Origin of the sequence: Bradyrhizobium sp. ma5 (genome assembly GCF_042258955.1) — a bacterium.
In the GTDB taxonomy this organism is placed as follows: Bacteria; Pseudomonadota; Alphaproteobacteria; order Rhizobiales; family Xanthobacteraceae; genus Bradyrhizobium.
In genome coordinates this window covers 36,128-59,954 of the sequence record NZ_CP170156.1, presented here as the reverse complement: position 1 = coordinate 59,954, position 23,827 = coordinate 36,128, and the positions used below count along the sequence as shown (strand labels likewise).

The 23,827-nt window shown below is 65.0% G+C and carries 23 protein-coding genes and 1 tRNA gene; 11 read left to right on the top strand and 13 right to left on the bottom strand.

Annotated features, from left to right (window positions below; all coding sequences use genetic code 11):
• The first annotated feature begins 163 nt into the window (after nt 1-163).
• Complete coding sequence (gene purH, locus ACE103_RS00305; protein WP_375777893.1) at nt 164-1,756, top strand: bifunctional phosphoribosylaminoimidazolecarboxamide formyltransferase/IMP cyclohydrolase; 1,593 nt, start codon at nt 164-166, stop codon at nt 1,754-1,756.
• A gap of 137 nt (nt 1,757-1,893) precedes the next feature.
• On the opposite strand, the gene ACE103_RS00300 is transcribed toward purH, so the two are convergent.
• Nucleotides 1,894-3,261, bottom strand: coding sequence for an MFS transporter (locus ACE103_RS00300; RefSeq protein WP_375777892.1), 1,368 nt, complete (start codon nt 3,259-3,261; stop codon nt 1,894-1,896).
• A gap of 125 nt (nt 3,262-3,386) precedes the next feature.
• Here ACE103_RS00300 and ggt point away from each other — a divergent pair, with 125 nt between their 5' ends.
• The 3 genes from ggt to ACE103_RS00285 all read left to right on the top strand — a co-directional run bounded on the left by ggt (nt 3,387) and on the right by ACE103_RS00285 (nt 7,722).
• Nucleotides 3,387-5,132 carry a gamma-glutamyltransferase gene (gene ggt, locus ACE103_RS00295; protein WP_375777891.1) on the top strand — a complete coding sequence of 582 codons (1,746 nt, stop codon included), beginning with the start codon at nt 3,387-3,389 and terminating at the stop codon, nt 5,130-5,132.
• Between the two features lie 217 nt (nt 5,133-5,349).
• On the top strand, nt 5,350-6,648 hold the full coding sequence (locus ACE103_RS00290; protein ID WP_375777890.1) for an MFS transporter: 1,299 nt from the start codon (nt 5,350-5,352) through the stop codon (nt 6,646-6,648).
• A 177-nt stretch (nt 6,649-6,825) separates the two neighbouring features.
• Nucleotides 6,826-7,722 carry an SDR family oxidoreductase gene (locus ACE103_RS00285; protein ID WP_375777889.1) on the top strand — a complete coding sequence of 299 codons (897 nt, stop codon included), beginning with the start codon at nt 6,826-6,828 and terminating at the stop codon, nt 7,720-7,722.
• A gap of 1 nt (nt 7,723) precedes the next feature.
• On the opposite strand, the gene ACE103_RS00280 is transcribed toward ACE103_RS00285, so the two are convergent.
• Nucleotides 7,724-8,059 (bottom strand): GIY-YIG nuclease family protein, encoded by a 336-nt coding sequence (locus ACE103_RS00280; protein WP_375777888.1) that lies wholly within the window; start codon nt 8,057-8,059, stop codon nt 7,724-7,726.
• 105 nt (nt 8,060-8,164) lie between these two features.
• Between ACE103_RS00280 and ACE103_RS00275 the strand changes: the two genes are divergently transcribed.
• A complete protein-coding gene (locus ACE103_RS00275; protein WP_375777887.1) occupies nt 8,165-8,590 on the top strand; it encodes a DUF1330 domain-containing protein in 426 nt (141 codons plus the stop codon).
• An 8-nt stretch (nt 8,591-8,598) separates the two neighbouring features.
• Here ACE103_RS00275 and ACE103_RS00270 read toward each other — a convergent pair whose 3' ends face one another.
• Nucleotides 8,599-9,264, bottom strand: a complete 666-nt coding sequence (locus tag ACE103_RS00270) for a glutathione S-transferase family protein (protein ID WP_375777886.1) — start codon at nt 9,262-9,264, stop codon at nt 8,599-8,601.
• Nucleotides 9,265-9,395: 131 nt separating this feature from the next.
• On the opposite strand from ACE103_RS00270, the gene ACE103_RS00265 reads away from it, so the two are divergent.
• The 4 genes from ACE103_RS00265 to panE all read left to right on the top strand — a co-directional run bounded on the left by ACE103_RS00265 (nt 9,396) and on the right by panE (nt 13,345).
• Entirely contained in the window at nt 9,396-9,983 is a 588-nt protein-coding gene (locus ACE103_RS00265; RefSeq protein ID WP_375777885.1) for a DUF2239 family protein, read from the top strand.
• Between the two features lie 241 nt (nt 9,984-10,224).
• The gene (locus ACE103_RS00260; RefSeq protein ID WP_375777884.1) at nt 10,225-11,580 is read left to right on the top strand and encodes an MATE family efflux transporter; all 1,356 of its coding nucleotides are present in this window, start codon (nt 10,225-10,227) and stop codon (nt 11,578-11,580) included.
• Between the two features lie 121 nt (nt 11,581-11,701).
• Nucleotides 11,702-12,307 carry a 2-hydroxychromene-2-carboxylate isomerase gene (locus ACE103_RS00255; protein WP_375777883.1) on the top strand — a complete coding sequence of 202 codons (606 nt, stop codon included), beginning with the start codon at nt 11,702-11,704 and terminating at the stop codon, nt 12,305-12,307.
• A 117-nt stretch (nt 12,308-12,424) separates the two neighbouring features.
• A complete protein-coding gene (gene panE, locus ACE103_RS00250) occupies nt 12,425-13,345 on the top strand; it encodes a 2-dehydropantoate 2-reductase (RefSeq protein WP_375777882.1) in 921 nt (306 codons plus the stop codon).
• Nucleotides 13,346-13,535: 190 nt separating this feature from the next.
• On the opposite strand, the gene ACE103_RS00245 is transcribed toward panE, so the two are convergent.
• The 5 genes from ACE103_RS00245 to ACE103_RS00225 all read right to left on the bottom strand — a co-directional run bounded on the left by ACE103_RS00245 (nt 13,536) and on the right by ACE103_RS00225 (nt 16,953).
• Complete coding sequence (locus tag ACE103_RS00245; RefSeq protein ID WP_375777881.1) at nt 13,536-14,117, bottom strand: c-type cytochrome; 582 nt, start codon at nt 14,115-14,117, stop codon at nt 13,536-13,538.
• A gap of 187 nt (nt 14,118-14,304) precedes the next feature.
• The gene (locus tag ACE103_RS00240; protein WP_223971211.1) at nt 14,305-15,582 is read right to left on the bottom strand and encodes a sorbosone dehydrogenase family protein; all 1,278 of its coding nucleotides are present in this window, start codon (nt 15,580-15,582) and stop codon (nt 14,305-14,307) included.
• A gap of 4 nt (nt 15,583-15,586) precedes the next feature.
• Nucleotides 15,587-16,126, bottom strand: a complete 540-nt coding sequence (locus ACE103_RS00235) for a hypothetical protein (RefSeq protein WP_375777880.1) — start codon at nt 16,124-16,126, stop codon at nt 15,587-15,589.
• A gap of 136 nt (nt 16,127-16,262) precedes the next feature.
• Nucleotides 16,263-16,337 (bottom strand) — tRNA-Gly (locus tag ACE103_RS00230).
• A gap of 160 nt (nt 16,338-16,497) precedes the next feature.
• Nucleotides 16,498-16,953, bottom strand: a complete 456-nt coding sequence (locus ACE103_RS00225) for an SRPBCC family protein (protein WP_375777879.1) — start codon at nt 16,951-16,953, stop codon at nt 16,498-16,500.
• A gap of 239 nt (nt 16,954-17,192) precedes the next feature.
• Between ACE103_RS00225 and trxA the strand changes: the two genes are divergently transcribed.
• Nucleotides 17,193-18,113 (top strand): thioredoxin, encoded by a 921-nt coding sequence (gene trxA / locus ACE103_RS00220; RefSeq protein WP_375777878.1) that lies wholly within the window; start codon nt 17,193-17,195, stop codon nt 18,111-18,113.
• Nucleotides 18,114-18,143: 30 nt separating this feature from the next.
• The gene (locus tag ACE103_RS00215; protein WP_375777877.1) at nt 18,144-18,818 is read left to right on the top strand and encodes an LON peptidase substrate-binding domain-containing protein; all 675 of its coding nucleotides are present in this window, start codon (nt 18,144-18,146) and stop codon (nt 18,816-18,818) included.
• Between the two features lie 43 nt (nt 18,819-18,861).
• On the opposite strand, the gene ACE103_RS00210 is transcribed toward ACE103_RS00215, so the two are convergent.
• From ACE103_RS00210 to ACE103_RS00190, 5 genes are all read right to left on the bottom strand, one after another.
• Nucleotides 18,862-19,416, bottom strand: a complete 555-nt coding sequence (locus ACE103_RS00210; protein ID WP_375777876.1) for a cytochrome b/b6 domain-containing protein — start codon at nt 19,414-19,416, stop codon at nt 18,862-18,864.
• Nucleotides 19,417-19,438: 22 nt separating this feature from the next.
• Nucleotides 19,439-19,723, bottom strand: a complete 285-nt coding sequence (locus tag ACE103_RS00205) for a PepSY domain-containing protein (protein ID WP_223971221.1) — start codon at nt 19,721-19,723, stop codon at nt 19,439-19,441.
• 186 nt (nt 19,724-19,909) lie between these two features.
• Complete coding sequence (locus ACE103_RS00200; RefSeq protein WP_375777875.1) at nt 19,910-22,441, bottom strand: EAL domain-containing protein; 2,532 nt, start codon at nt 22,439-22,441, stop codon at nt 19,910-19,912.
• Nucleotides 22,442-22,601: 160 nt separating this feature from the next.
• Nucleotides 22,602-23,036, bottom strand: coding sequence for a PaaI family thioesterase (locus tag ACE103_RS00195; protein WP_375777874.1), 435 nt, complete (start codon nt 23,034-23,036; stop codon nt 22,602-22,604).
• On the bottom strand, nt 23,021-23,827 hold the full coding sequence (locus ACE103_RS00190) for a crotonase/enoyl-CoA hydratase family protein (RefSeq protein WP_375777873.1): 807 nt from the start codon (nt 23,825-23,827) through the stop codon (nt 23,021-23,023). Before ACE103_RS00190 ends, ACE103_RS00195 begins: the two co-directional genes overlap by 16 nt.

Genomic DNA, 23,827 nt, shown 5'->3' with positions numbered 1-23,827 from the left:
CTTCGAGACGCGCGGAGCCTGTCATCGGGCCGCGCTTCGCGCGGACCCGTTGGCGCTCCTCAGGGTGACGGGGATAGATTCCCGGGAATCGGCCCCGGAGACCGGTTTCGTGCCGCACAAAACCATGCTACCCGGCTGCCTTAACAGCCAGGGATTTTCCGATATGACTGAACAGCTTCGCCGCGTGACCCGCGCTCTGTTGTCCGTTTCCGACAAGACCGGACTGATCGATTTCGCCAAGGCGCTTTCCGACCATGGCGTCGAGCTGGTGTCGACCGGCGGCACCGCCAAGGCGATCGCGGCGGCCGGGCTGAAGGTCAAGGACGTCTCCGAGCTCACCGGTTTCCCTGAGATGATGGACGGCCGGGTCAAGACGCTGCATCCGAAGGTGCATGGCGGCCTGCTCGCGATCCGCGACAACAAGGAACACGCCGCGGCGATGGCCTCGCACGGCATCGCGCCGATCGACCTTCTGGTGGTCAATCTCTATCCGTTCGAGGCCACCGTCGACAAAGGCGGCGGCTTCGAGGAGTGCATCGAGAACATCGACATCGGCGGCCCCGCGATGATCCGCGCCGCGGCCAAGAACCATGACGACGTCGCCGTGGTGGTCGAGGCGAATGACTATCAGGCCGTGCTCGACGAGCTCGCCGCGCACAAGGGCGCGACCTCGCTCGGCCTGCGCCGCCGGCTCGCCGCCAAGGCCTATGCGCGCACCGCGGCCTATGACGCCGCGATCTCGAACTGGTTTGCGGTGCAGCTCGACACCAAGGCGCCGGATTTCCGCGCTTTCGGCGGCAGGCTGATCCAGTCGCTGCGTTACGGCGAGAACCCGCACCAGACCGCGGCGTTCTATGCCACGCCGGAGAAGCGGCCGGGCGTTGCGACCGCGCGGCAATTGCAGGGCAAGGAGCTGTCCTACAACAACATCAACGACACCGACGCGGCCTATGAATGCGTCGGCGAGTTCGACCCGCAACGCACCGCGGCCTGCGTGATCGTCAAGCACGCCAATCCCTGCGGCGTCGCCGAGGGTCCGGATCTCGCCACCGCCTATGCCCGCGCGCTCGCCTGCGACTCCACCTCGGCCTATGGCGGCATCATCGCGGTCAACCGCAAGCTCGATGCGGACGCCGCGCGCGCCATCATCGGCATCTTCACCGAGGTGATCATCGCGCCCGATGCGACCGAGGAGGCGATCTCGATCATCGCCGGCCGGCGCAATCTGCGCCTGCTGCTCGCGGGCGGCCTGCCGAATGCGCGCGCGCTCGGCCTCACCGCCAAGACCGTCGCCGGCGGCCTCTTGGTACAGAGCCGCGACAATGCGGTCGTAGAGGACATGAATCTGAAGGTCGCAACCAAGCGCGCGCCGACCGACGCCGAGCTGCGCGATCTCAAATTCGCCTTCCGCGTCGCCAAGCACGTCAAGTCCAACACCATCATTTATGCCAAGGATCTCGCCACCGTCGGCATCGGCGCCGGCCAGATGAGCCGCGTGGACTCCGCGCGCATCGCAGCGCGCAAGGCGCTGGATGCGGCGGCCGAGCTGAAGCTCGCGGAACCACTGACTAAGGGTTCGGTGGTCGCCTCCGACGCATTCTTCCCGTTCGCCGACGGCATGCTGGCCTGCATCGAGGCCGGCGCCACCGCAGTGATCCAGCCCGGCGGCTCGATGCGCGACGACGAGGTGATCAAGGCCGCCGACGAACACGGCATCGCCATGGTGTTCACCGGCGTGCGGCATTTCAGGCACTAAGCTCTCGGCATCGTCGTCCCGGCGAAGGCCGGGACCCATACCGCGTGATCTATCGAAGGCGCGCTGGGGTTAGTTATCCCTCACCAAGCTTGGCCGGTGGTTATGGGTCCCGGCCTTCGCCGGGACGACGGCGGTGGCTATTCCCGCACCTTCGCCAGCAACACCAGCCCGACCACGAAAAACCCGACCAGCACCGCCATGCCGTATTTCTGGCTCGCGGTTGCTGCCGTGATCGCGCCGATCAACAGCGGGCCGATGAACGACGTCACCTTTCCGGTCAGCGCGAACAGTCCAAAATACTGCGCGATGCGATCCTTCGGCGCCAGCCGGATCAGCAGCGAGCGCGAGGCTGCCTGTAGCGGCGCGCCGGTGGCGCCGATCAGGCAGCCCAGCACGACGTAGGCACGCTCGGCGGCGCCCGCGAACAGGGGGCCGCCAGGCACCGGCGGCGCGACCGGGATGAACAGGATGGAATCCTTGTTCACGGTGAGGATCACGACGATCGCAAACAGCAGGATCACAAGGCTGCCGGTGATCACGCGTTTCGGTCCGAACGCATCGTCGAGCTTGCCGCCGAGCCAGCCGCCGAACGTCCCGGCAACTGCCAAGATGATGCCGAAGGTGCCGATCCGGATCGTGTCCCAGCCGAACGTGCCGGCGGCATAGATGCCGCCGAACGCGAACAGCGAGACCAACCCGTCGGTGTAGATCATGTTCGCCAGCAGAAACCGCGCCAGCGACTTCTGCTTCGGCAGGCTGACCAATGATTCCCTGAGCTCGCGCAGACCTTCGCCGAGCGCCTCGCGCATCGGCCGTTTCGCCGGATAGTCCGGCGTGAACAGGAACATCGGCGTCACGAAGATGATGAACCACAGCCCGGTCAGCGGCCCGGTGATGCGATCGCCTTCATGCATGACGGGATCGAGACCGAACAGCGGCGTGAAGCCGAACAGCGTGCGGCCGGTCTCGGCATTGGCGGCGAGGAAGCCGAGCACCAGCACAAGGCTCAGGATGCCGCCGACATAGCCGGTGGCCCAGCCGGTGCCTGACAGCCGCCCGATCCGGTCGGGCGGCACCAGCGTCGGCATCATCGCATTGTTGAACACGGTCGCGAACTCGACGCCGACGCTCGCGATCGCATAGGCCAGCAGCAGCGCGGGAATGATGTCGGGATTGCCGGGCTTGCCGATCCACATCGCGCTCGAGCCGATCACCAGCAGCGCGCCGAAAACAGCGATCCACGGCTTGCGCCGGCCGCTGGCATCGGCGATCGCACCCAGCACCGGCGACAGCAGCGCGATCGCAAGTCCCGCGGCCGCGGTGGCAAAGCCCCACAGCGCCTGCCCGCTCGCGGCATCGGGCGCGATGAAGCTCGCGAAATAGGGCGCGAACACAAAGGTCGTAATCAGCGTGAAATAAGGCTGCGCGGCCCAGTCGAAGAAGATCCAGCTGACGACAGCCGCGCGACCCGGATAGGCCTTCGCATGTTCGGTGCCCGTCTGCATTGTTGCCGTCATCGCGAAAGATATTCCCCAACTCGAACCACAGGCAGGCTTTTGCCGCTTCAATCCGTTCCCATATAGCATGGGCCGGTTTGCTGATACGGCGATGAACAGGGCAGGACATTTCGATGGCGCTGACAGCAACGATGTCGCGACGGCTGTTTGCCGCTCTCCTGATGATCGGCATCGCGACACCGGCCTTAGGCCAGGTGCAACGTCGCGCTTACGAGCCCTCTGCCAACAATACGATTCAAAGCATTCACGCCGAACACGGCATGGTGGTGGCGCAGGAGAAGCTGGCGGCGCGGGTCGGCACCGACATCCTGCGGCAAGGCGGCAACGCCGTCGACGCCGCGGTCGCCACCGGCTTTGCGATGGCGGTGACCTATCCGCGCGCCGGCAATATCGGTGGCGGCGGCTTCATGGTGATCCATCTCGCCGGCCGCAATGAAGACGTCGCAATCGACTATCGCGAAACCGCGCCGAAGGCCGCGACGCGCGACATGTTCCTGAATGCCGACGGCAAGCCCGATCCGGACAAGTCGCGCAATTCCGCGCTCGCGATCGGCGTACCCGGCACGGTTGCCGGTCTCGCGCTGGCGCTGGAGAAATACGGCTCCGGCAAGTTCACGCTGGCGCAGATCATCAAGCCGGCAATCGACCTCGCCCGCGACGGCTTCATCGTCACCGACGATACATCGGACACGCTGGCGGACATGTATCGCCGCATGTCGCGCTGGCCGAACTCGGCCAAGACCTTCTCGCACGCCGACGGCACGCCGCTGCATGAGGGCGACCGCCTGATCCAGGGCGATCTCGCCGGCGTGCTGAGCGCGATCGCCGAGCAGGGACCGCGCGGCTTCTACGAGGGCGCGGTCGCCGAGAAGCTTGTCAGCGGGATCAGGAATGCCGGCGGCATCTTCACGCTCGAGGATCTGAAGGCCTACCAGCCGGTGATCCGCAGCCCGATCCGCGGCACCTATCGCGGCTACGACATCGTCTCGATGCCGCAACCTTCTTCCGGCGGTGTCGTGCTGCTGGAGATCCTCAACATCCTCGAAGGCTTTCCGATGTCGGACATAAAGCAGGGCTCGGCGGCCTCGCTGCATGTCATGATCGAGGCGATGAAGCGGGCCTATGCCGACCGCGCCCGTTATCTCGGCGACCCTGCCTTCGTCGACGCACCGACGCAATTGTTGATCGACAAGGATTATGCCGCCCGACAGCGCGCCACCATCGACCTTGCCCGCGCCACGCCCTGGACCGATGTGCGCAACGCCAAGCAACCGCACGAGGGCGACAACACCACGCATTATTCGGTGGTCGACGCCAACGGCAACGCCGTCAGCAACACCTACACGCTGAACTTCCCCTACGGCGTCGGCCTGGTCGCCGACGGCACCGGCGTGCTGCTCAACAATGAGCTCGACGATTTCACCGCGGCGCCCGGCGCCTCCAATGCCTTCGGCCTGGTCGGCTTCGAAGCCAATCTGCCGGGGCCCGGCAAGCGCCCGCTGTCATCGATGTCGCCGACCATCGTGCTCAAGGACGGCAAGCCCGTTTTGGTGACGGGATCGCCCGGCGGCAGCCGCATCATCTCCGCGGTGACGCAGATCATCGTCGACGTCATCGACTACAAGATGGACATCGCGGCCGCGGTCGCCGCGCCCCGCATGCATCATCAATGGCTACCCGACGAGGTCCGGATCGAGCGCGGCTTTCCCGACGAGGTGCTCGCCGAGCTGCGCGCCAAGGGCCACAAGCCGGTCGAGCCGCTCGGCTACTCCTCCGCGAACTCGATCGTCGTCACGACCGGCGGTCTGCTCGGCGCACCCGATCCGCGCACGCGCGGCTCCGAGGCGGCTGGGTACTAGAGCTTGATCCGGACCGGTACGGCCGCGGCAGCGCAAAGTGCGAAGCGGTTTTCCCGCGACAAACGCGAAACGTTTGCGCCGAGATCATGCTCAAACTAAAGAGCTAGAGGGCAAACGCGGCTTTGCCCGGCCTGCAACATCGCGATAGATTGGCGGTCCGCGCAACTCCGGCCGCGGGTCGCAAACAGCCGGTGAATGATTTCTCCGGGGAACGCGCATGAGCACGGCCGAATCCAAATCAATCGAAGTCGCAGAGATCGAGGACACCAGCCTCCTCGCCTTCTATCGCGACATGAACCTGCCGGAGCGGCGCACGTTCTGGGCCTGCGCCTCGGGCTGGACGCTCGACGGCATGGATTTCATGATCTATCCGCTGGTCATCGGCACCATCATCACGCTGTGGAAGGTCGACCCCGGCACCGCGGGCCTCGCCGGCACCGTGACCTTGCTGGCCTCCGCCGTCGGCGGCTGGCTCGGCGGCTATCTCTCCGACCGGATCGGCCGGGTCAAGACGCTACAGCTCACCATCATCTGGTTCTCGTTCTTCTCGCTGGTCTGCGCCGTGGTACAGAATTTCGACCAGCTCCTGATCGCCCGCGCGCTGCTCGGTCTCGGCTTCGGCGGCGAATGGGCGGCCGGCGCGGTGCTGATCGGCGAAGCGATCCGGCCGCAATATCGCGGGCGCGCGGTCGGCTCGGTGCAGTCGGGCTGGGCGATCGGCTGGGGCCTTGCGGTGCTGGCGCAGGCGATCCTGTTCTCGATCCTGCCGCCAGAGAACGCCTGGCGCTGGATGTTCGTGATCGGCGCGCTGCCGGCGCTGCTGGTGTTCTATCTGCGCCGCTATGTCACCGAGCCTGAGATTTCCGCCGCGACGATGGCGCAGCAGCAGGCATCCGGCACCGGGCCCGCCGCATTGTGGGAGATCTTCCAGGGGCCGATCCTGAAGACCACGCTGCTGGCCTCGCTGGTCGGCACCGGCATGCAGGGCGGCTATTACGCCATCACCTTCTGGGTGCCGCGCTTCCTCACCACCGAACGCAAGCTCTCGGTGGTCGGCTCGACCGGCTATCTCGCGACGCTGATCATCGGCTCCTTCATCGGCTATCTGGTCGGCGCCTGGCTTGCCGACCGGATCGGCCGGCGCAATCTGTTCCTGATCTTCTCGCTCGGCGCCATCGCGATCGTGCTGCTCTATACCCAATTGCCGCTCTCCAACGAGGTGCTGTGGGTGCTGGGCTTCCCGCTCGGCTTCTTTGCCTCAGGCTATTTCTCCGGCATGGGTGCGTTCCTGACCGAGCTCTATCCGACCCGGCTGCGCGGCTCCGGCCAGGGCTTCTGCTACAATTTCGGCCGCGGCGTCGGCGCGCTGTTTCCGTTCCTGGTCGGTGCGCTCTCGACCACCACGACGCTCGCCAACGCGATCGCGATCTTCGCGGTGGCGGCCTATGCCGTGTTCTTCATCGCCGCCTACGCATTGCCGGAAACGCGCGGGCGCGTGCTGCATGCGGGTGGGTAGCGCTGTAACGGCTGCGCGAGCGGCGACATACCGTCGTTCCCTCCCCCTTGTGGGGGAGGGCTAGGGAGGGGGGTGGCCGCGAAGGCGGTGTATGTGGCTTACCCCTCACCCCCAACCCTCTCCCACAAGGGGAGAGGGAGCCTGACAATGGTGCGTCCCTAACTGGAGGCCACTCTCATGACATCGCTCAAAGGCAAGACGCTGTTCATCTCGGGTGCGAGCCGCGGCATCGGGCTTGCGATTGCGCTGCGCGCCGCGCGTGATGGCGCCAATGTCGCGATCGCGGCGAAGACCGCCGAGCCGCATCCGAAGCTGAAGGGCACGATCTACACCGCCGCCGACGAGGTTCGCGCCGCCGGCGGCAAGGCGCTGCCGGTGCTATGCGACATCAGGGACGAAGCGCAGGTGATGGCGGCGATCGAAGCTACCGTCGCCGAATTCGGCGGCATCGACGTCTGCGTCAACAATGCCAGCGCCATCAGCCTGACCCCCTCGCAGGCAACCGACATGAAGCGCTACGATCTCATCATGGGGATCAACACCCGCGGCACCTTCATGGTGTCGAAATACTGCATCCCGCATCTGAAGAAGGCGGAGAATCCGCACATCCTGATGCTGTCGCCACCGCTCGACATGAAGACGAAGTGGTTCGAGCACTCGACCGCCTACACGATGGCGAAGTTCGGCATGAGCATGTGCGTGCTCGGGCTGGCCGGCGAGCAGAAATCCGCCGGCATTGCCGTCAACGCATTGTGGCCGCGGACCACGATCGCAACCGCCGCGGTCGGCAATCTGCTCGGCGGCGACGCCATGATGCGCGCGAGCCGCACGCCCGAGATCATGGGCGACGCGGCCTATGCGATCGTCACCCGTCCATCGCGCGAGTTCACCGGCAATTTCTGCATCGACGACAAGGTGCTCTACGCCAACGGCGTGCGCGACTTCGAGCGCTATCGCGTCGATGCCTCGGTGCCGTTGATGTCGGATTTCTTCGTGCCCGACGACGACGTGCCGCCACCCGGCGTCATCGTGCAGGCCCTGCCGTCGGCCGGCGGAGCGCAGACGTCGCGCTAATCTAGACAACCGAGGCGTTGAGCTGCGCGCACCAATGCTGCACGCGCTCCTTGAGCAGCGTGTCGCGCACATAGGCGAGCTCCTCGTCCTCGATGCGCTCCAGCGTTTCGAGCGAGAGATTGTCCGCGCCATGCGCCGACCAGGCGCGCTGCAATTCGGCATTGCGGTGGCTGCCCATCCGCAGCGTGAACAAGATCCGGTTCTGGATTTTCTCCAGATCGAGCGCCTGCCCGACCCAGACCTCCCCGGTCGCCCGGCAGCGGATCGCGAACACCCCGGCGACGGCAGCACGTTTCTTGTAGTCGGCGATGGCCAGCTTGCGGTCCTCGGTCTTCATGGCGGCTCCTGTCGGGTCGGTCCACTATTTATATCCGGGTATTATTGACAAAGCAATTACACCCGGGTAAAACTTCGCCATCGAAAGCCAATCGGACGAGCTGACATGGACACCGCCTGCCATCTGGAGCCGACCTGGAATACCGGGCGCGACTTCGCCCAGCGCACGATCACCGGCGAACTGGTGATGCTCAACCTGCTGCGCTTCCGCGACATCGCCGACTATTCGCAAAGCCCGGAGCTGGCTCCGCCGCAGCCGGTGACGGGTGCGGAAGCCTACGACCGCTATGTCGCCCACACGCTGCCGCATCTGCGGAAGAGTGGCGGCGACATCCTGTTCATGGGTGAAGGCGGCTCGTTCCTGATCGGACCCGAGGGCGAGCGCTGGGACCGCGCAATGCTGATCCGGCAGAAGAGCCGCGGCGCATTCCTCGCCTTCGCGGTGGCGGAGGCCTATCTCGCAGGCATCGGACACCGCACCGCGGCGCTGGCGGATTCACGGCTGCTGCCGCTAGTCGAGTTGCCGCGATGACCGAGATGCTAGCGGCCAACCTCGTACGGCCCGCCCTTCTCCAGCGCCCGCGCATAGGCCGGGCGGGCGTGGATGCGCTCCAGGAAAGCGACGCACCGGGGATGGCCGTCCTCGAGCCCGCCGCGCGCGGCGGCCGCCTCGACCGGAAAGCTCATCTGGATGTCGGCGCCGGAGAACTCGTTGCCGGCGAACCACTCGCTCTTGCCGAGCTCGCCTTCCCAATAGGCCATGTGCTGCTTGATCTGCGGATTGACCAGCGTGGACAGCGCCTGGTTCGAGACCTTGCGCACCAGCGGCCGCAGCAGCGCCGGCGCGCGCTTCGGCATCAGCGTGAACAGCAGCTTCAACAGCAGCGGCGTCATCGCCGAACCCTCGGCGTAGTGCAGCCAATAGGTGTAGCGCAGCCAATCCGGCGTATCGGCCGGCGGGATCAGGCGACCCTTGCCGTAGGTCGCGATGATGTATTCGAGGATCGCGCCGGATTCCGCGATCGTGTTGCCGTTGTCGGTGACGACCGGCGACTTGCCGAGCGGATGGATCGCGCGCAACTCCTTCGGCGCCCGCATGTCGGGCTGCCGCTGGTAGCGCACGATCTCGTAGGGCACGCCCAATTCCTCGAGCAGCCACAGCACGCGCTGCGAGCGGGAATTGTTGAGATGATGAACCGTCAGCATGGGCGTCCTCTGAAATATCGGCGCAATCGGACGGCGTTTGGTGCCGGCCGGGAACAGGAAAGTCGAGATCCACGCGCCGCGCTTGCTGGAAATCACCCGGGCAATACGTCGCGCAATCGAAGAGGTCTACCATGAATCCTACCTATGTCGCCTTCGAAGGCGAGCATCGCATCGGGGCCGGTGACCTCGCGGAGGTCGCGCGCGCCGCCAAGCAGCTGCTCGACCGGCGCAAGGATGCCGCGGTCCTGGTGTTCAACGGCCGTACCTCGGCGCTGGTCGATATCGATTTCCGCGGCTCGGTCGACGACGTGCTGGCGCGGCTGCCGAAGCTCGCGCCTCCGCGCGACGAGGAGCCGGCAACGCCGACCGCCCCGCGCGGTCCCGGACGGCCGAAGCTTGGCGTCGTCGCGCGCGAGATCACGCTGTTGCCGCGCCATTGGGACTGGCTCGCGCAGCAGAAGGGCGGCGCATCGGTCGCGCTTCGCAAGCTGATCGACGAGGCGCGGCGCACAAGCGGCGACAAGGACCGCACGCGCAGCGCACAGGATGCCGCCTATCGCTTCATGACAACGATGGGGGGCAACCGGCCAAACTACGAGGACGCGATCCGCGCCCTGTTCGCACACGACCGGCGGCGCTTTGCGACGCTGATCGCAGACTGGCCGGCCGACATCCGCGACCACGCGATCAAGCTCGCCTATAGCGATCAAGCGGACTAGCCGTCGATGAACCTAGTATCGACGACCAACCGCGAGTGAGCTGCGCTCCCTCTCCCGCTTGCGGGGGAGGGCCGGGGTGGGGGTCTCACCGCTAGGGATACTCTTTGCTTGCGTGGAGAGAGCCCCCACCCGGATCGCATCTTAAGATGCGATCCGGCCTCCCCCGCAAGCGGGAGAGGTGCAGCGAGCGTGCCGCCCGACCTAAGACGCACCAGCCAGGTGCTTAGCCAATTTTTGGAAGTTGAACGTGTCCAAGCCTCCTTCTCTACGCAAAGCTTTCCTGTCGTTCCTGGCGCCGATGCTGCTGAGCAATGTGCTGCAGTCGCTGTTCGGCACCATCAATGGCATCTATCTCGGCCAGATGATCGGTGTCGACGCGCTCGCCGCTGCGTCGGGGTTCTTTCCGGTGATGTTCTTCTTCATCTCCTTCGTGATCGGCCTGAGCGCCGGCGCATCGGTCATGATCGGCCAGGCCTGGGGCGCCGGCGAGCCCGACCGGGTCAAGGCGGTCGCCGGCACGACCATGACCGTGACGCTGATGCTGGCGCTCGCGATTGCGATCTTCGGCGGCCTGTTCGCCCGCCCGCTCCTGATCGCGCTCGCCACGCCGCCTGACGTTCTCGATGCCGCGGTGTCCTATGCGCGGATCATGATGATCACGATGCCGGTGACCTTCGCATTCCTGCTGCTCGCGGCGATGATGCGCGGCGTCGGTGACACCATGACGCCGTTGCTGGCGCTGACGGTCTCGACCGTCGTCGGCCTTGTGGTGACGCCCGCATTGATCCGCGGCTGGCTCGGGCTGCCAATGCTGGGCGTCGCCAGTGCCGCAATCGCCTCCGCGGTCTCGGGCGTCGTCACGCTGCTCTGGCTGCATATCCACATGCTGCGGCACAAGCATCCGCTGGCCTTCGACGCCGCATTCCTGCGCGCGATGCGGCCGAACGGCGCGCTGCTGCGCATCGTGCTGCGGCTCGGCATTCCGACCGCGATCGGCATGGTGGTGGTCTCGCTCGCCGAACTGGTGCTGCTCGGCCTCGTCAACGGCTTCGGCTCGGACGCCACCGCCGCCTATGGCGCGGTCAACCAGGTGATCAGCTATGTGCAGTTTCCGGCGATCTCGATCGCAATATCCGTGTCGATCTTCGGCGCGCAGGCGATCGGCCGCGGCGACTCGCGCCAGGTCGGCGCCATCGTCCGCACCGGGATCGAGATGAATCTGGCGCTGACCGGCGGACTCGTGGTGCTCGGCTATCTCTTCGCGCGGCCGCTGATGGGCTTCTTCATCGTCGATGGCGCTGTGCTCGCGCTCGCCCAGCAGCTTCTCTACATCGTGCTGTGGAGCATGGTGCTGTTCGGCATGGCGACGGTGTTCTCGGGCGCGATGCGCGCCGGCGGCACGGTGTGGATGCCGCTGTTCATCTCGATCCTGGCCATGGCGCTGGTCGAGGTGCCGGTCGCGATCCTGCTCAGCCGAGCCATCGGCATCAGCGGCATCTGGATTGCCTATCCCGCCACCTTCGCAACCATGTTCCTGCTGCAGATGGCCTATTACGCCCTGGTATGGCGCAAGCAGACCATCAAGCGGCTGATTTGACATCGCGCGCCGCGGCTCACATGATGAGTATCATATTCTCCTGATGGCGCCTGCGGCAGCAGGTCCATGCTAGAGAAATGCCAAACAAGCCCAAACCAGACAGGCCGAGGGAGAGACCGCCGTGAGCCAGAATCCGCAATTCCTGTTCGATTTCGGCAGCCCCAACGCCTTCCTTAGCCACGAGGCGATCCCGGCGATCGAGAAACGCACCGGCGTCAAGTTCGAATACGTCCCGATCCTGCTCGGCGGCATCTTCAAGGCCACCAACAACAAGTCGCCGGCCGAGACGCTGGCCGGCGTCAAGAACAAGCCGGACTTCATGAAGATCGAGACCGAGCGCTTCCTCAAGCGCTTCAACGTCAAGCCCTACACCTGGAACCCGTTCTTCCCGGTCAATACGCTGAACCTGATGCGCGCGGCGGTCGCCGCCCAGCTCGAGGGCGTGTTCGAGAAGTACATCGAAGCGGCCTTCCACCACATGTGGGTCGAGCCGAAGAAGATGGACGACCCGGAAGTCGCCGGCAAAGCCATCGCCGCCTCCGGCCTCGACGCCGCCAAACTGTTCGCCCGCGCCCAGGACGCCGATGTCAAAGCCAAGCTGATCGCCAACACCCAGGCCGCCGTGGAGCGCGGCGCGTTCGGCTCGCCGACCTTCTTCGTCGGCAACGAGATCTTCTTCGGCAAGGAGCAGCTGCGCGAAGTCGAGGAACTGGTGTCGGGAAAGTGAGATGAGCGAATGCTCAATTGCGGGTAGCGAATAATCGAACGGCATCCTTATCTAATCGACACTCCCCATTCGCTCTTCGCTCGCTTCCCGGGCAACAACAAACAAGGACAAATTCCCATGCGCGTTCTCGTGGTCGGCGCCGGTGCGATCGGCGGTTATTTCGGCGGCCGGATGCTTCAGGCCGGCCGCGACGTGACCTTTCTCGTCCGGCCTCGCCGCGCCTCCGAGCTCGCCTCCGCCGGGCTCGTGATCAAGAGCCCGAACGGCGATGTCACGCTGAGCAATCCGCCGACCGTGCAGGCCGATAAACTGTCGGACAAGTTCGACGTCGTGCTCCTGAGCTGCAAGGCGTTCGACCTCGAGGATGCGATCAAGTCCTTTGCGCCAGCGGTCGGCGACAAGACCGCGATCATCCCGCTGCTCAACGGCATGCTGCACCTCGATGCGCTCGACAAGACATTCGGCGCCCAGCATGTGCTCGGCGGTCTCTGCGCGATCGCCGCGACGCTGAACGAGAAGCGCGAGGTGGTGCAGCTGCAGCCGATGCAGTCGCTCGCTTTCGGCGAACGCGCCGGCGGCCTGTCGGACCGGGTGGGCGCGATCGCGGACACTTTCTCAGCGATCAACGGCGCGGCCGCAAGCGATCACATCATGCAGGACATGTGGGAGAAGTGGGTGTTCCTGGCGTCACTCGCCGCCTCCACCAGCCTGATGCGGACCTCGGTCGGCAACATCCTGGCCGCGCCCGGCGGCAAGGATTTCCTGCTCGGCATCCTCGACGAATGCAGTGCGATCGCGGCCGACGCCGGCCACATGCCGGGTGGCCCGTTTTTCCAGCGCACCCGCGGGCTCCTGACCACCGAAGGCTCGCCGATGACCGCATCGATGTTCCGCGACATCAAGGCGGGGCTGCCGGTCGAAGCCGATCACGTGATCGGCGACCTGATCGTGCGCGCCGATGCCGCCAAGATCCCGGTGCCGAAGCTGCGCACGGCCTACACGCATCTCAAGGCGTATGAGAAGCAGCGGGCTGGCTAGCCTTCACCCTCCCTTGGAGGGGGAGGGTCGACGCGAATGAAATGAGCGGCGGGGCGGGGTGACAGTCTCGCCACATCGGCACTGCTCGAGTGGAGAGATCACCCCACCCCGGATCGCATATCGCTACGCTCAATGCGACCCGACCCTCCCCCTCCAGGGGAGGGTGAAGATCGCGCGTCCTATGCTTCCCTCACAGATGCGCGAGATAATGCGCGAGCGCGGTGATCTCTTCGTCGCTCAGCGGATACGCCACATCGGCCATCGCCGCCTGCGCGCCGCCGGAGCGCTGTCCCGACTTGTAGTCGTGCAGCGCCTTGACGAGATATTCCTCGCGCTGGCCAGCGATGCGGGCGACGGCCTTGGTGCCGGCGAACGTGTCGCCATGGCATGAGGCGCAGCGGCGGCCGGCGGCGGCCTGCTTGCCCTTCTCGGACAATTCCGGATTGTCATCCTTGCCGCCCTTGAACGGCGTCAGCGAGGCGAAATAGGCGCCGAGATTGCGGATGTCGTCATTGTTGAGCTGCTCGACGATCGGCTGCATCTGCTCGTTCTTGCGCGCACCGGCACGGAAGAACACCAGCTGCCATTGGATGAACTGGTCGAGCTGGCCGGCGAGCGACGGAATATTCTCGGTCTGCGAGATGCCGTTGTCGCCGTGGCACCCGGCGCAGATTTCGGCCTTCGCCTTGCCGGCAGCGACGTCGGCGGCCTCCGCAAAAGATGTCATCGCGATTGCCGACGCGAACAGGATTCCGAGGGACGCGATACGCATTGCCAGTTTTCTCCTGACGTCATTGCCGGCTTGACCCGGCAATCCATCTGGCTTGCAGAAGGGTTTTTGTTTGGATGGATGCCCGGATCAAGTCCGGGCATGACGAGTCTGTTCCGTAGCTTGCCAAACCAAGCAAACGGGGCTGCAGCCGCCTCGAAGGCCACCGCAGCCCCGCTGCCTTCAACCGTTACTTCTTGCTGTAGCTGATGCGATAGATCGCACCGGCCCAATCGTCGGCGACGAGGATGGAGCCATCCTTGTCGAGCAGGATGTCGGCGGGACGGCCGAGATAGCCCTGGTCACCCTGGATCCAGCCGTCGGCGAAGATCTCCTGCTTGGCGTTCTTGCCGTCGGGGCTCGCGGTGATCTTCACGATGCGGCCGCCCTGGTACTTGTGCCGGTTCCAGGAGCCGTGCTCGGCGATCAGGATGCTGTTCTTGTACTCGGCCGGGAATTGGCTGCCGGTATAGAACTTCATGCCGAGCGGAGCGACGTGGGCGCCGAGATTGTACACCGGCGGGGTGAACTCCGAGCACTTGTGACCCATCGCGAACTTGGTGTCCGGCAAATTGCCCTGGTGGCAGTAGGGATAGCCGAAGTGCTCGCCGATCTTCGAGATCATGTTGAGCTTGTCGCTCGGCAGATCGTCGCTGATCCAGTCGCGGGCGTTTTCGGTGAACCAGTACTTGCCGGTGCGCGGGTCGACGTCGCCGCCGACCGAGTTGCGCACGCCGAGCGCATAGATTTCCGCGTTGCCGGTCTTGGGATCGACGCGGCGGATCTGCGACACCGAGGTCGGCGGGATGCCGATGTTGAAGGGAGGTCCGAACGGAATGTAGAACCAGCCGTCCTTGTCGACGGCGATGTATTTCCAGCCATGCGCCGCATACGACGGCATGTCGTCATACACCACCTTGCCGCTGCCGAGATTGTCGAGATTGGCTTCGGCATTGTCGTACCGGATCAGCTTGTCGACCGCGATGACATAGAGCGCGCCGTCGCGGAACGCGAGGCCGGTCGGCATGTTGAGGCCCTTCAGGATGGTCTTGACCTCCTTCTTGCCGTTGTTGTCCTTGATCGCATAGACGTTGCCGAGGCCGAACGAGCCGACGAACAGCGTGCCCTTGTCGCCCCAGGCCATCTGCCGCGCCGCGAGCACGTTCGAGGCATAGACCTCGATCTTGAAGCCCGGCGGCAGCTTGATCTTCTTCATCATGGTGGCGAGTTCGGCGTCGGATGCGCCGGTCGGCGGACCGGACGGCGGAGCAAGGCCCTTCTGCGCGTCGGTCTCGTCGCCGAGGAACCAGTCATCCGGCGGATGGGTCCAGAATTCCTTGGTGCCGGATTCGTACTTCTTCAGCGCCCGGTTCTTGTCGGTTTGTTGCTGTGCATTGGCGAAGGTTGTCCCCGCCAGCAGCGCAATCGCCGCGAACGCAAGTATGGATCGATTGAAAGCCGATTTCATCGCGTCACTCCCCTACGCAAGCCATTGCAGCTTGCCTGTTATTGATCTTGAACGCCCTGAGAGATGATGGTGGCGGTCTGTGAGGTAGGTCAGACGGCAAAATGGTAGCACATCCATCGACGCTGAAAAGCGCGTGCAGTGGTGTGCGCTGCGTCAAAACAAGTTGAGACGAAATTTGAGACGAAATTTTCGCGCGCTGGCTGCCTGATAACAAGGCATTCTGCACCGCAGCGTAATATTCGAACGAAGCTAACGCTCGTGATCGCGTCAATTGCGACGAGAAGCGCGAACGCCCGAGCGCCTGTGCCTTCGGCAGCGACCTGAACAACACACTGCGCTTGTGCCCGCCGAAGATCGCCGCGATCTTGAAGCCGTCATCGGCGGCGATGATGTCGCCGTTCCGCACCGTTATGTTGTCCGCGAGCGCCTTGCAGCTCTCGCCCGCTTCGGTTGTGGCGCTATCGTTGTCGGAGCCGGAATACAGCTTCACCGCGGCGGTGGGACGGACCGCCTCGCAGGTCCTGACATCCGCCGCGTCACTCACGCGCATCAGCGGGAGAAGCGGCCATTGTGGGGCCGCGGCATCCTGGCCGCGAGATCACAACACCGCCCGAACAACAAAAAGCCCGCACCAATGGGCGGGCCTTCATCAGACTGTCAGCTCGGTCAGCGAGATATTTTGGAGCGGGCGAAGGGGCTCGAACCCTCGACCCCGACCTTGGCAAGGTCGTGCTCTACCACTGAGCTACACCCGCATCCGAAATGGCGGCGATCGCTCGCCGGCAACGGCAGACCTATGCCAAATGCTGTCTGTGAATGCAACACAAGAGCGCTGTCCGAACTTCACGAAATCGCACGGTTTCCTTAAAAATTGACCCCGAATCGGCCGAAACCGGCCACCGCGACGATTTCTTTTTATGTTTCGGCCGGAACCAGCCTCAGAGCCATCTCGTCCCGGAGCGATTCGAGCCAGGTCTCGAACCAGCCGGTCAGCGTCTGCGCCAGTTCGACGCGGCGGTCCGCGTCGCAATCGAACACCGCCCACCATTCGATAAAGGCCCGGTCGCCGTCGACCACCGGGGTCACCCGCAGGGTTGCGCTGAAATCCGTCATCGGCAGGGTCGGTGGACCGGCAAATTCGTAGGTCTGGAAGCGCTCGACGTCGGACTGGGCGAGCAGCCGCTGCCGGATCCGCCGCTCCCGGTACAGGACGTTGCGCACGGCGCCGATAGTGTCGCCGGACTTGCCGTCCTCGATCTCGCTCGTCCCCGCGCCGTGGACCCAGACCGGGTAATTGTTGAAATCGCGAATGATTTTCCAGACTTCGCCAGCCGGCTGCTCGAATACGGTGCTGTAATAGGCCTTTGCCATGGGCGATCCCCTGTTGCCATGAAGGAGCGCCATCGTCGGCCGTTCCGAACCTCAAACCCACCCGATCTCCGATGGAACGGGCCGGGCGGCAAGCGATTGAATTTTGCCGGCCGACCGCCATCTACCGAGCATGTTCCGGGATCATGCTCTGGGCTGACAGAACGGCTGAACACGCCGTCCGGAGCGTGCTAGAACGCCCCCGTATTTTTCCGACCTCAGAAGACCAAGGCGAGGACAACGTGACGATAATGGAGCAGGGCGGCCCCACGCCCCAGGCAGCGCCCGATCTGATCAAGGAGACGACGACCCAGACCTTCGTCAAGGACGTCATCGAGGAATCGCGCCGCCAGCCGGTCATGATCGACTTCTGGGCGCCCTGGTGCGGTCCCTGCCGCCAGCTCACCCCGATGCTGGAAAAGGCGGTCCGCAACGCCAAGGGCCGGGTCAAGCTGGTCAAGATGAACATCGACGAGCATCCGCAGATCCCCGGCCAGATGGGCATCCAGTCGATCCCGGCTGTGATCGCCTTCGTCAACGGCCAGCCCGCCGACGGCTTCATGGGCGCGGTGCCGGAGAGCCAGATCAACGCCTTCATCGAGAAGATCACCAAGGGTGTGCCCGCCGCCGGCGAGCCCAATCTTGCGGAGATCCTGGCCGAGGCCGACGCGGTGCTCGCCGAGGGCGACGTCGAGGCTGCGGCGCACATCTATGCCGAGGTGCTGGCGCACGACGCCACCAACATCGCGGCGCTGGCCGGCCTCGCCAAGTGCTACGTCACGTCGGGTGCGGTCGAGCAGGCCAAGCAGACGCTCGCGATGGTGCCGGAATCCAAGCGCAATGACGCCGGGGTGAAGGCGGTGCAGGCGGCAATCGACCTCGCCGAACAGGCGCAGTCGGTCGGACCGATCGCGGAGCTGGAACAGAAAGTCGCCGCAGACCCGCTCGATCATCAGGCCCGGTTTGATCTTGCGACCGCGCTCAATGCCATGAACAGGCGCACGGAGGCGACCGAGCAGCTGCTCGCGATCGTCAAGCGTGACCGCAAGTGGAACGACGACGGCGCGCGCAAGCAGCTGGTGCAGTTCTTCGAAGCGTGGGGCGGCACCGATGAGGCAACCGTCGAGGGGCGCAGGCGGTTGTCGACGATATTGTTCTCGTAACGCACGCCCGTCATAGCACCGGGACCGCAGATGCCGATCAATGCCGAATATCGCGGGCCCGGCGAGCTCCCCGAGGTGATCCCGGTGTTCCCGCTGCCGGGCGCGTTGCTGTTGCCGCGCGGCCAGATGCCGCTCAACATCTTCGAGCCGCGTTATCTCGCGATGATCGACGACGCGCTGCGCGACGGTCACCGCCTGATCGGCATGATCCAGCCTGATGCGGCGCATTCGCAGAAGGAGGCGCAGCCGGCGCTGTTCCGCATCGGCTGCGTCGGCCGCATCACCCAGCTCGCCGAATCCGGCGACGGCCGCTACATCCTCGAACTGACCGGCGTCGCACGCTTCAAGGTGGTCGAGGAGCTGACCGTGCAGACGGCGTACCGGCAGTGCAAGGTCGACTTCTTCTCCTTCGCCGGCGACTTCACCGCGCGCAAGGGCGAGGACGCCGTCGACCGCAAGGCGCTGCTCGAAGTGCTCGCCGATTTCCTGGAAGCCAACAACCTGAAGGTCGACTGGGAAGGCATCGAATCCGCGCCGAACGAGGCGCTGGTCAATGCGCTGGCGATGATGTCGCCCTATGGTCCGGCCGAGAAGCAGGCGATGCTGGAAGCGCCCGACCTGAAGACCCGCGCCGAGATCCTGATCGCGGTCACCGAGATGGACCTCGCCAAGAAGCGCACCTCGGGCGACCCGCCGGTGCAATGAGGGACGATCGCTCGCGACAAACGCAAGGCGTTTTGCGCGGAGATCAACGATTGCGAAGCTGCTTGCGTCCGGTGAACATCGCGCGCACCAGGTTCTGACGCTGCAGCAATCCCACCACGATGACGCCGAGCACGTGCAGGGCGACCAGGATGATGACCGCATCCGAGGCATAGGCGTGGGTGTCCTCGACCCACCAGACGCCGAAGAAGGTGACCGTGACCTCCATCGCACCGGTGATCGCGGAGACCGCGAGCGTGAGCAGCAGTGCCACCAGCATCACGGTGCCCGCGGGGTTGAGCCCGATGTAGCGGCCGGTGATGCCGCGACGGAGATTCCAGATGTAGCGCGGCGCGGCGCGCAACCGGACACCGAGCTTGCCGAAACGCGCATAGCGCGTGCCGGCAAAGCCCCAGATCAGCCGGAACGCCAATAGCCCGATCACGGAATAACCCGCCAGCCGGTGCAGCCGGTCATGGACGTTGGGCGTCACCCAAGCGACCAGGACGAGGATGGCGAGCGCCCAGTGCCAGAACCGCAGCGGCAGGTCCCAGACCTGCACGGTGGTGGCGCCGCGGGCGCCGGGCGCCGCCTTCGTCATCGCGTCTGCTTCACTCGGCGATTCACTTGGCGATCGTGTGCTTCAGGCTGAGATCCTCCGGGCTGTAGAACAGCTCGTAGAGCTTGCCTTCCTTGACGCCGTACACTTCGTAGCAGGAGCCTTCGACCTTCGAGCGGCGCACCTCGTAGCCGGCCGCCTTGGCCTTGGCTTCGGCATCGCTGGCCGGCTTCCACGACGCCTTGTCGAGCTTGGTGCAAGTCTTGTAACCGTCGGCGAACGCCGCCGAACCGAAAAGCCCCAGAACACCAGCTGCAAGTACAGCGCTCAAAATCACTCTCACGCGCATCTCCCCTCCGTTGACGATCATGCCCACAACGCCATCGCGCCGAGCACATGCGTGAACAATGCTGAGGTGATTGCCAAGTCAAGGAAGCGCGGACGCGGCACGCTTTAGAGAAATTCTAACGGCCGCGAAAACCGCTTTGCACTCCACGCGCAATTTGATTTTGAGCGCTTGCTGCGGCCTTACGCCTCAGGACGCGGCACCGGCCATTGCGAGACGAATCGCGGGGCGCTCGGCTGCCGAAATCCGCCCACCGATCATCTGAGCGACCTTCTCGCTCTGGACCGCGGGGCTGAAGTGGAAGCCCTGCACTTCCACGCAGGCGTCGGCGCGCAGGATGTCGAGTTGCTCCCTGGTTTCGACACCTTCGGCCGTCGTCGTCTTGCCGAGGCTGACGGCAAAGCGAACGATCGCGCGTGCGATCCGGCGCGACTCGTCGGTTGCGCCCGCGAGTTCGGACACGAAGCTGCGGTCGATCTTGACCTTGTCGAACGGAAATTTCTGCAGGAAGCTCAGCGATGAATAGCCGGTGCCGAAATCGTCGAGCGCGATCCGCACGCCGAGATCATGCAGCTGGCTGAGCGCCGCGAACACCGCCTCGCTGTCCTGGATGATCGCCGTTTCGGTGACTTCGAGCTCGAGCCTGTCAGGCGAAACCCCCGAGCTCGCCAGCGCGTGCACGATCACCGGGACCAGTTCGGGGCTCCTGAACTGCACCGGCGACAGGTTGATCGCGATCTTGAGATCATCGGGCCATTTGGCGGCTTCGGCACACGCGGTGCGCAGGACCCATTCGCCGAGCGGCACAATCAGGCCGGTCTCTTCCGCCAGCGGAATGAACTGCGCCGGCGAGACCATGCCGCGCTGCGGATGATGCCATCGCAACAGAGCCTCGAAGCCGCAGGTCTCCCCGCTCGCGACGTTGATGAACGGCTGATAATGCAGCTCGAACTCGCCGTTGGCGAGCGCGCTGCGCATGTCGCGCTCGAGGCTGCGCCGGGTCTGCAGCTGCCGGTCGAGCTCCGGCTCGAAGAAGCGGAACGCGCCGCGCCCGCCACTCTTGGCCGAGTAGAGCGCAAGATCGGCGCTGCGCAGGACCTCGTCGGAATCGGTGCCGTCGCGCGGCGCGATCGCAATCCCGATGCTGGTCGTGGTAGTCACCCGATGATCGCCGAGATCGATTGGTTCGCTGAGCGCCTTCCTGATCCTCTCGGCGAGCACACCGGCTTCCGTGACCGGATCGGTGACGTAGTCGATCACGGCGAACTCGTCACCGCCGAGCCGCGCCACCAGCGTGGTATCGCTGACGCTCCTGCGCAACCGCGCGGCCACCGACTTCAGCAACGCATCACCTGCCGGATGCCCGAGGGTGTCGTTGACGTCCTTGAAGCGGTCGAGATCGAGCATCAGCACCGCAAGGCTCGGTCCGCCGCACCGCGCGCCGGAGAGCGCCTGCTCCATCCACTCCTTGAGCAGCACGCGGTTCGGCAGATCGGTCAGCGCGTCGTGCTGCGCCATATGGGTGATCTTGGCCTCGGAGCGCCGCTGTTCGGTGACGTCGCGATGCGTCGCCACCCAGCCGCCGCCGGGCATCGGCTGCCGCGTCACGCAGATCAGCCGGCCATCAGCAAGCTCGTCGACCCGGCTGCTGATCTCGCCGGCCGGCAGTGCGTTCAGTGTCGCGAGCACCTGGGTCGCGGCGCTGTCGCTGGTCTCGCCCTTGAGAATGCCGTTGGCGATCCGATGCGTGATGATCTCGCGATGGGCGGTGCCGGGCAGCAGCAATTCGGGCGGCAGCCGGTACATCTTGGCGTAGCGCTCGTTGCACACGACGAGGCGCTTCTCCGCATCGAACATGCAGAGGCCCTCGCCCATGTGGTTGATCGCCGTATCCAGCCGGAACCGCTGTTCTTCCAGCTCCTTCTGCGACGCCTCGACCTGCTGCCGCGCCAGCGAGAGCTGGCTGATGATCTCCTCGAAACGGCGGGTGCGAAGCGCGAGGCGCCGATCGGCGAGCACGCCGACCAGACTCATCCCGAGCACCGAGAGCGCCACGCCCGCGATCACGATGGCGAGGAAGGCGGGAGACAGCGACAAGGCTTCCGGAGCCAGCAGCGGGTCCGGAACGATCTCGACCGCGCCCATCGCGGTGAAATGATGCGACACGATCGCAAGCGTCAGCAACAGCGCCGCCACGAGCGACATCCAGCGATCCTGATGGCGGACCGCGACCGACAGCGCGGCGTAACCGAACAGCATGCCGAGCACGATGGAGGCCGCCACGAGGTCGAGCGACCACACCACATGGCCCGGCACTTCCAACGCCCACATTCCGAGATAATGCATGCTGGCGATGCCGGCTCCGATTACCGCGCCACCGACCGGCGCACGCCAGGAGCCGGAGTCGCTGGCGGCAAGGCCGAGTCCGCCGGACGTCAGCATCATCGCGACGGCGAGCGACAGCGCCGTGAGGACGATACCATAGCCGGTCGGCACGCCCGGCTCGTAGGCGAGCATGGCGATGAAATGCGTCGCCCAGATGCCGTAGCCGATCGCAGCTCCCGCGATCGCGATCCAGATCAGCCGCGTCCTCGCCTGTGAAGCGATCGCGCGATGGAAGATGTTGACCGCGACAATGCTGGCAACGAAGCAGACCAAGCCGGCGAGCAGAACGAGCCGCCAGTCATGCTCACCTGAAAGACACGTCAGAACACGAAACATGCGTCGGCCCATGGTTGTCCGCGCGGACAGGCTAGGCCGATTGAATTGTCTTCTCGATAATTTTCTACAACTTTCGGTGGCATGGTTATCCGCGCGTAAGCCGATTCCACACGGAAATTGATGGCTCCATAAATATTGCAGACGCCTGCGCTGCGTGCCCTCAACTCTCGAGCGGAACAAGGACGGTTTCGCCGGTTGCGACCAGCGTCGCCTCGCCCTGTTCGTTCTCCGCAAACAGCTCGGCGCGCGCGAACACCTGTCGGCGCCCGGCACGCAACGTAACGCCTTTGGCGATGAAGCCGCGGCCCACCGCGGGCTTCAAGCAATTCATCGAGAAGTGCGATGCGGTGACGGAGCCCACGAGCGACGCCGCGGCGAAGCCGCAGGCGGTATCCAGCAAAGCCGCGATCATGCCCGCGTGCAGGTGGCCTGCATACTGGGTCAGATCATCGCGCCAGGGCATGCGCAGCTCCACCGCGCCGGCACCGGCGGAAACCACCTCGAGGCCGACAAGCCGGTTGAACGCCGCCGACGCATTGGTCGCAATCAGACGCTCCAGATCGAATCCCGCTCCAGTAGTCATGCAAAACTCCATTGCGGCGGTCGTCGCTCGAGATTGGCCCTGACCGCTTCGACGTGATTGGGGGTGCCAAGCAGAAGCGCCTGCTCGGCCGTTTCAGCCGCGAGTCCGGTCGCCGCATCGCGATCGGCTGCGAGATTGAGCAGCCGCTTGGCGGCGCGGATCGCGTCCGGGCTGCGGTCAGCGATCGCGCGCGCCGTCTCCAGTGCGGCATCGCGCGGCTGTTCGACGATCCGGGTGGCGAAGCCGTAACCGAGCGCTTCCTCCGCGGAGAAGACGCGCGCGGTATAGGTCAGTTCGCGGACGACGTCTTCGCGCGCGAGATGGCGCATCAGCTGCGTTCCGGCCATGTCGGGCACCAGCCCCCATTTGGCTTCGATGACGGCCAGACGCGTGGCTGGCGCAAGATATCTGATGTCGGCACCGAGCATCAGCTGAAAGCCGCCGCCGAATGCGATGCCGTGGACGGCCGCAATCACCGGCACCGGCAACTCGCGCCAGAGCCACACCAGATGCTGCGCGAAGTTGGCGATGCCGTGGGTGCGCTGGCCGAGATCGACAAAAGGCAGGATGGATTGGCCTTCCGTCGTTGCGACCAGACGTTCGATGTCGAGGCCGGCGCAGAACGCCTGCCCCTCGCCCGACAACACCACCGCGCGGATATTCGGGTTGTCCTTGAGCTGCGCGCCGATGGCGGCGATGGCGGTGAACATCGCCGGATCGAGCGCATTGAGCTTGTCCGGGCGGTCGAGCCTGATGTCGGCGACGCCGTTGGCGATGCTCAGGCTGATGCGATCAGTCGTCAT

Bases quoted from the DNA above. Each gene is read 5' to 3' on its own strand.
- ACE103_RS00205 (WP_223971221.1), bottom strand. From the start codon at position 19,723: ATGCGCGTGAGAGTGATTTTGAGCGCTGTACTTGCAGCTGGTGTTCTG.
- ACE103_RS00270 (WP_375777886.1), bottom strand. From the start codon at position 9,264: ATGCTGACGGTTCATCATCTCAACAATTCCCGCTCGCAGCGCGTGCTG.
- ACE103_RS00200 (WP_375777875.1), bottom strand. From the start codon at position 22,441: ATGTTTCGTGTTCTGACGTGTCTTTCAGGTGAGCATGACTGGCGGCTC.
- ACE103_RS00280 (WP_375777888.1), bottom strand. From the start codon at position 8,059: ATGAAGACCGAGGACCGCAAGCTGGCCATCGCCGACTACAAGAAACGT.
- ACE103_RS00245 (WP_375777881.1), bottom strand. From the start codon at position 14,117: ATGCGTATCGCGTCCCTCGGAATCCTGTTCGCGTCGGCAATCGCGATG.
- ACE103_RS00300 (WP_375777892.1), bottom strand. From the start codon at position 3,261: ATGCAGACGGGCACCGAACATGCGAAGGCCTATCCGGGTCGCGCGGCT.
- ACE103_RS00275 (WP_375777887.1), top strand. From the start codon at position 8,165: ATGGACACCGCCTGCCATCTGGAGCCGACCTGGAATACCGGGCGCGAC.
- ACE103_RS00195 (WP_375777874.1), bottom strand. From the start codon at position 23,036: ATGGAGTTTTGCATGACTACTGGAGCGGGATTCGATCTGGAGCGTCTG.
- ggt (WP_375777891.1), top strand. From the start codon at position 3,387: ATGGCGCTGACAGCAACGATGTCGCGACGGCTGTTTGCCGCTCTCCTG.
- purH (WP_375777893.1), top strand. From the start codon at position 164: ATGACTGAACAGCTTCGCCGCGTGACCCGCGCTCTGTTGTCCGTTTCC.
- ACE103_RS00210 (WP_375777876.1), bottom strand. From the start codon at position 19,416: ATGACGAAGGCGGCGCCCGGCGCCCGCGGCGCCACCACCGTGCAGGTC.
- ACE103_RS00285 (WP_375777889.1), top strand. From the start codon at position 6,826: ATGACATCGCTCAAAGGCAAGACGCTGTTCATCTCGGGTGCGAGCCGC.
- ACE103_RS00215 (WP_375777877.1), top strand. From the start codon at position 18,144: ATGCCGATCAATGCCGAATATCGCGGGCCCGGCGAGCTCCCCGAGGTG.
- ACE103_RS00190 (WP_375777873.1), bottom strand. From the start codon at position 23,827: ATGACGACTGATCGCATCAGCCTGAGCATCGCCAACGGCGTCGCCGAC.
- panE (WP_375777882.1), top strand. From the start codon at position 12,425: ATGCGCGTTCTCGTGGTCGGCGCCGGTGCGATCGGCGGTTATTTCGGC.
- ACE103_RS00290 (WP_375777890.1), top strand. From the start codon at position 5,350: ATGAGCACGGCCGAATCCAAATCAATCGAAGTCGCAGAGATCGAGGAC.
- ACE103_RS00265 (WP_375777885.1), top strand. From the start codon at position 9,396: ATGAATCCTACCTATGTCGCCTTCGAAGGCGAGCATCGCATCGGGGCC.
- ACE103_RS00240 (WP_223971211.1), bottom strand. From the start codon at position 15,582: ATGAAATCGGCTTTCAATCGATCCATACTTGCGTTCGCGGCGATTGCG.
- ACE103_RS00225 (WP_375777879.1), bottom strand. From the start codon at position 16,953: ATGGCAAAGGCCTATTACAGCACCGTATTCGAGCAGCCGGCTGGCGAA.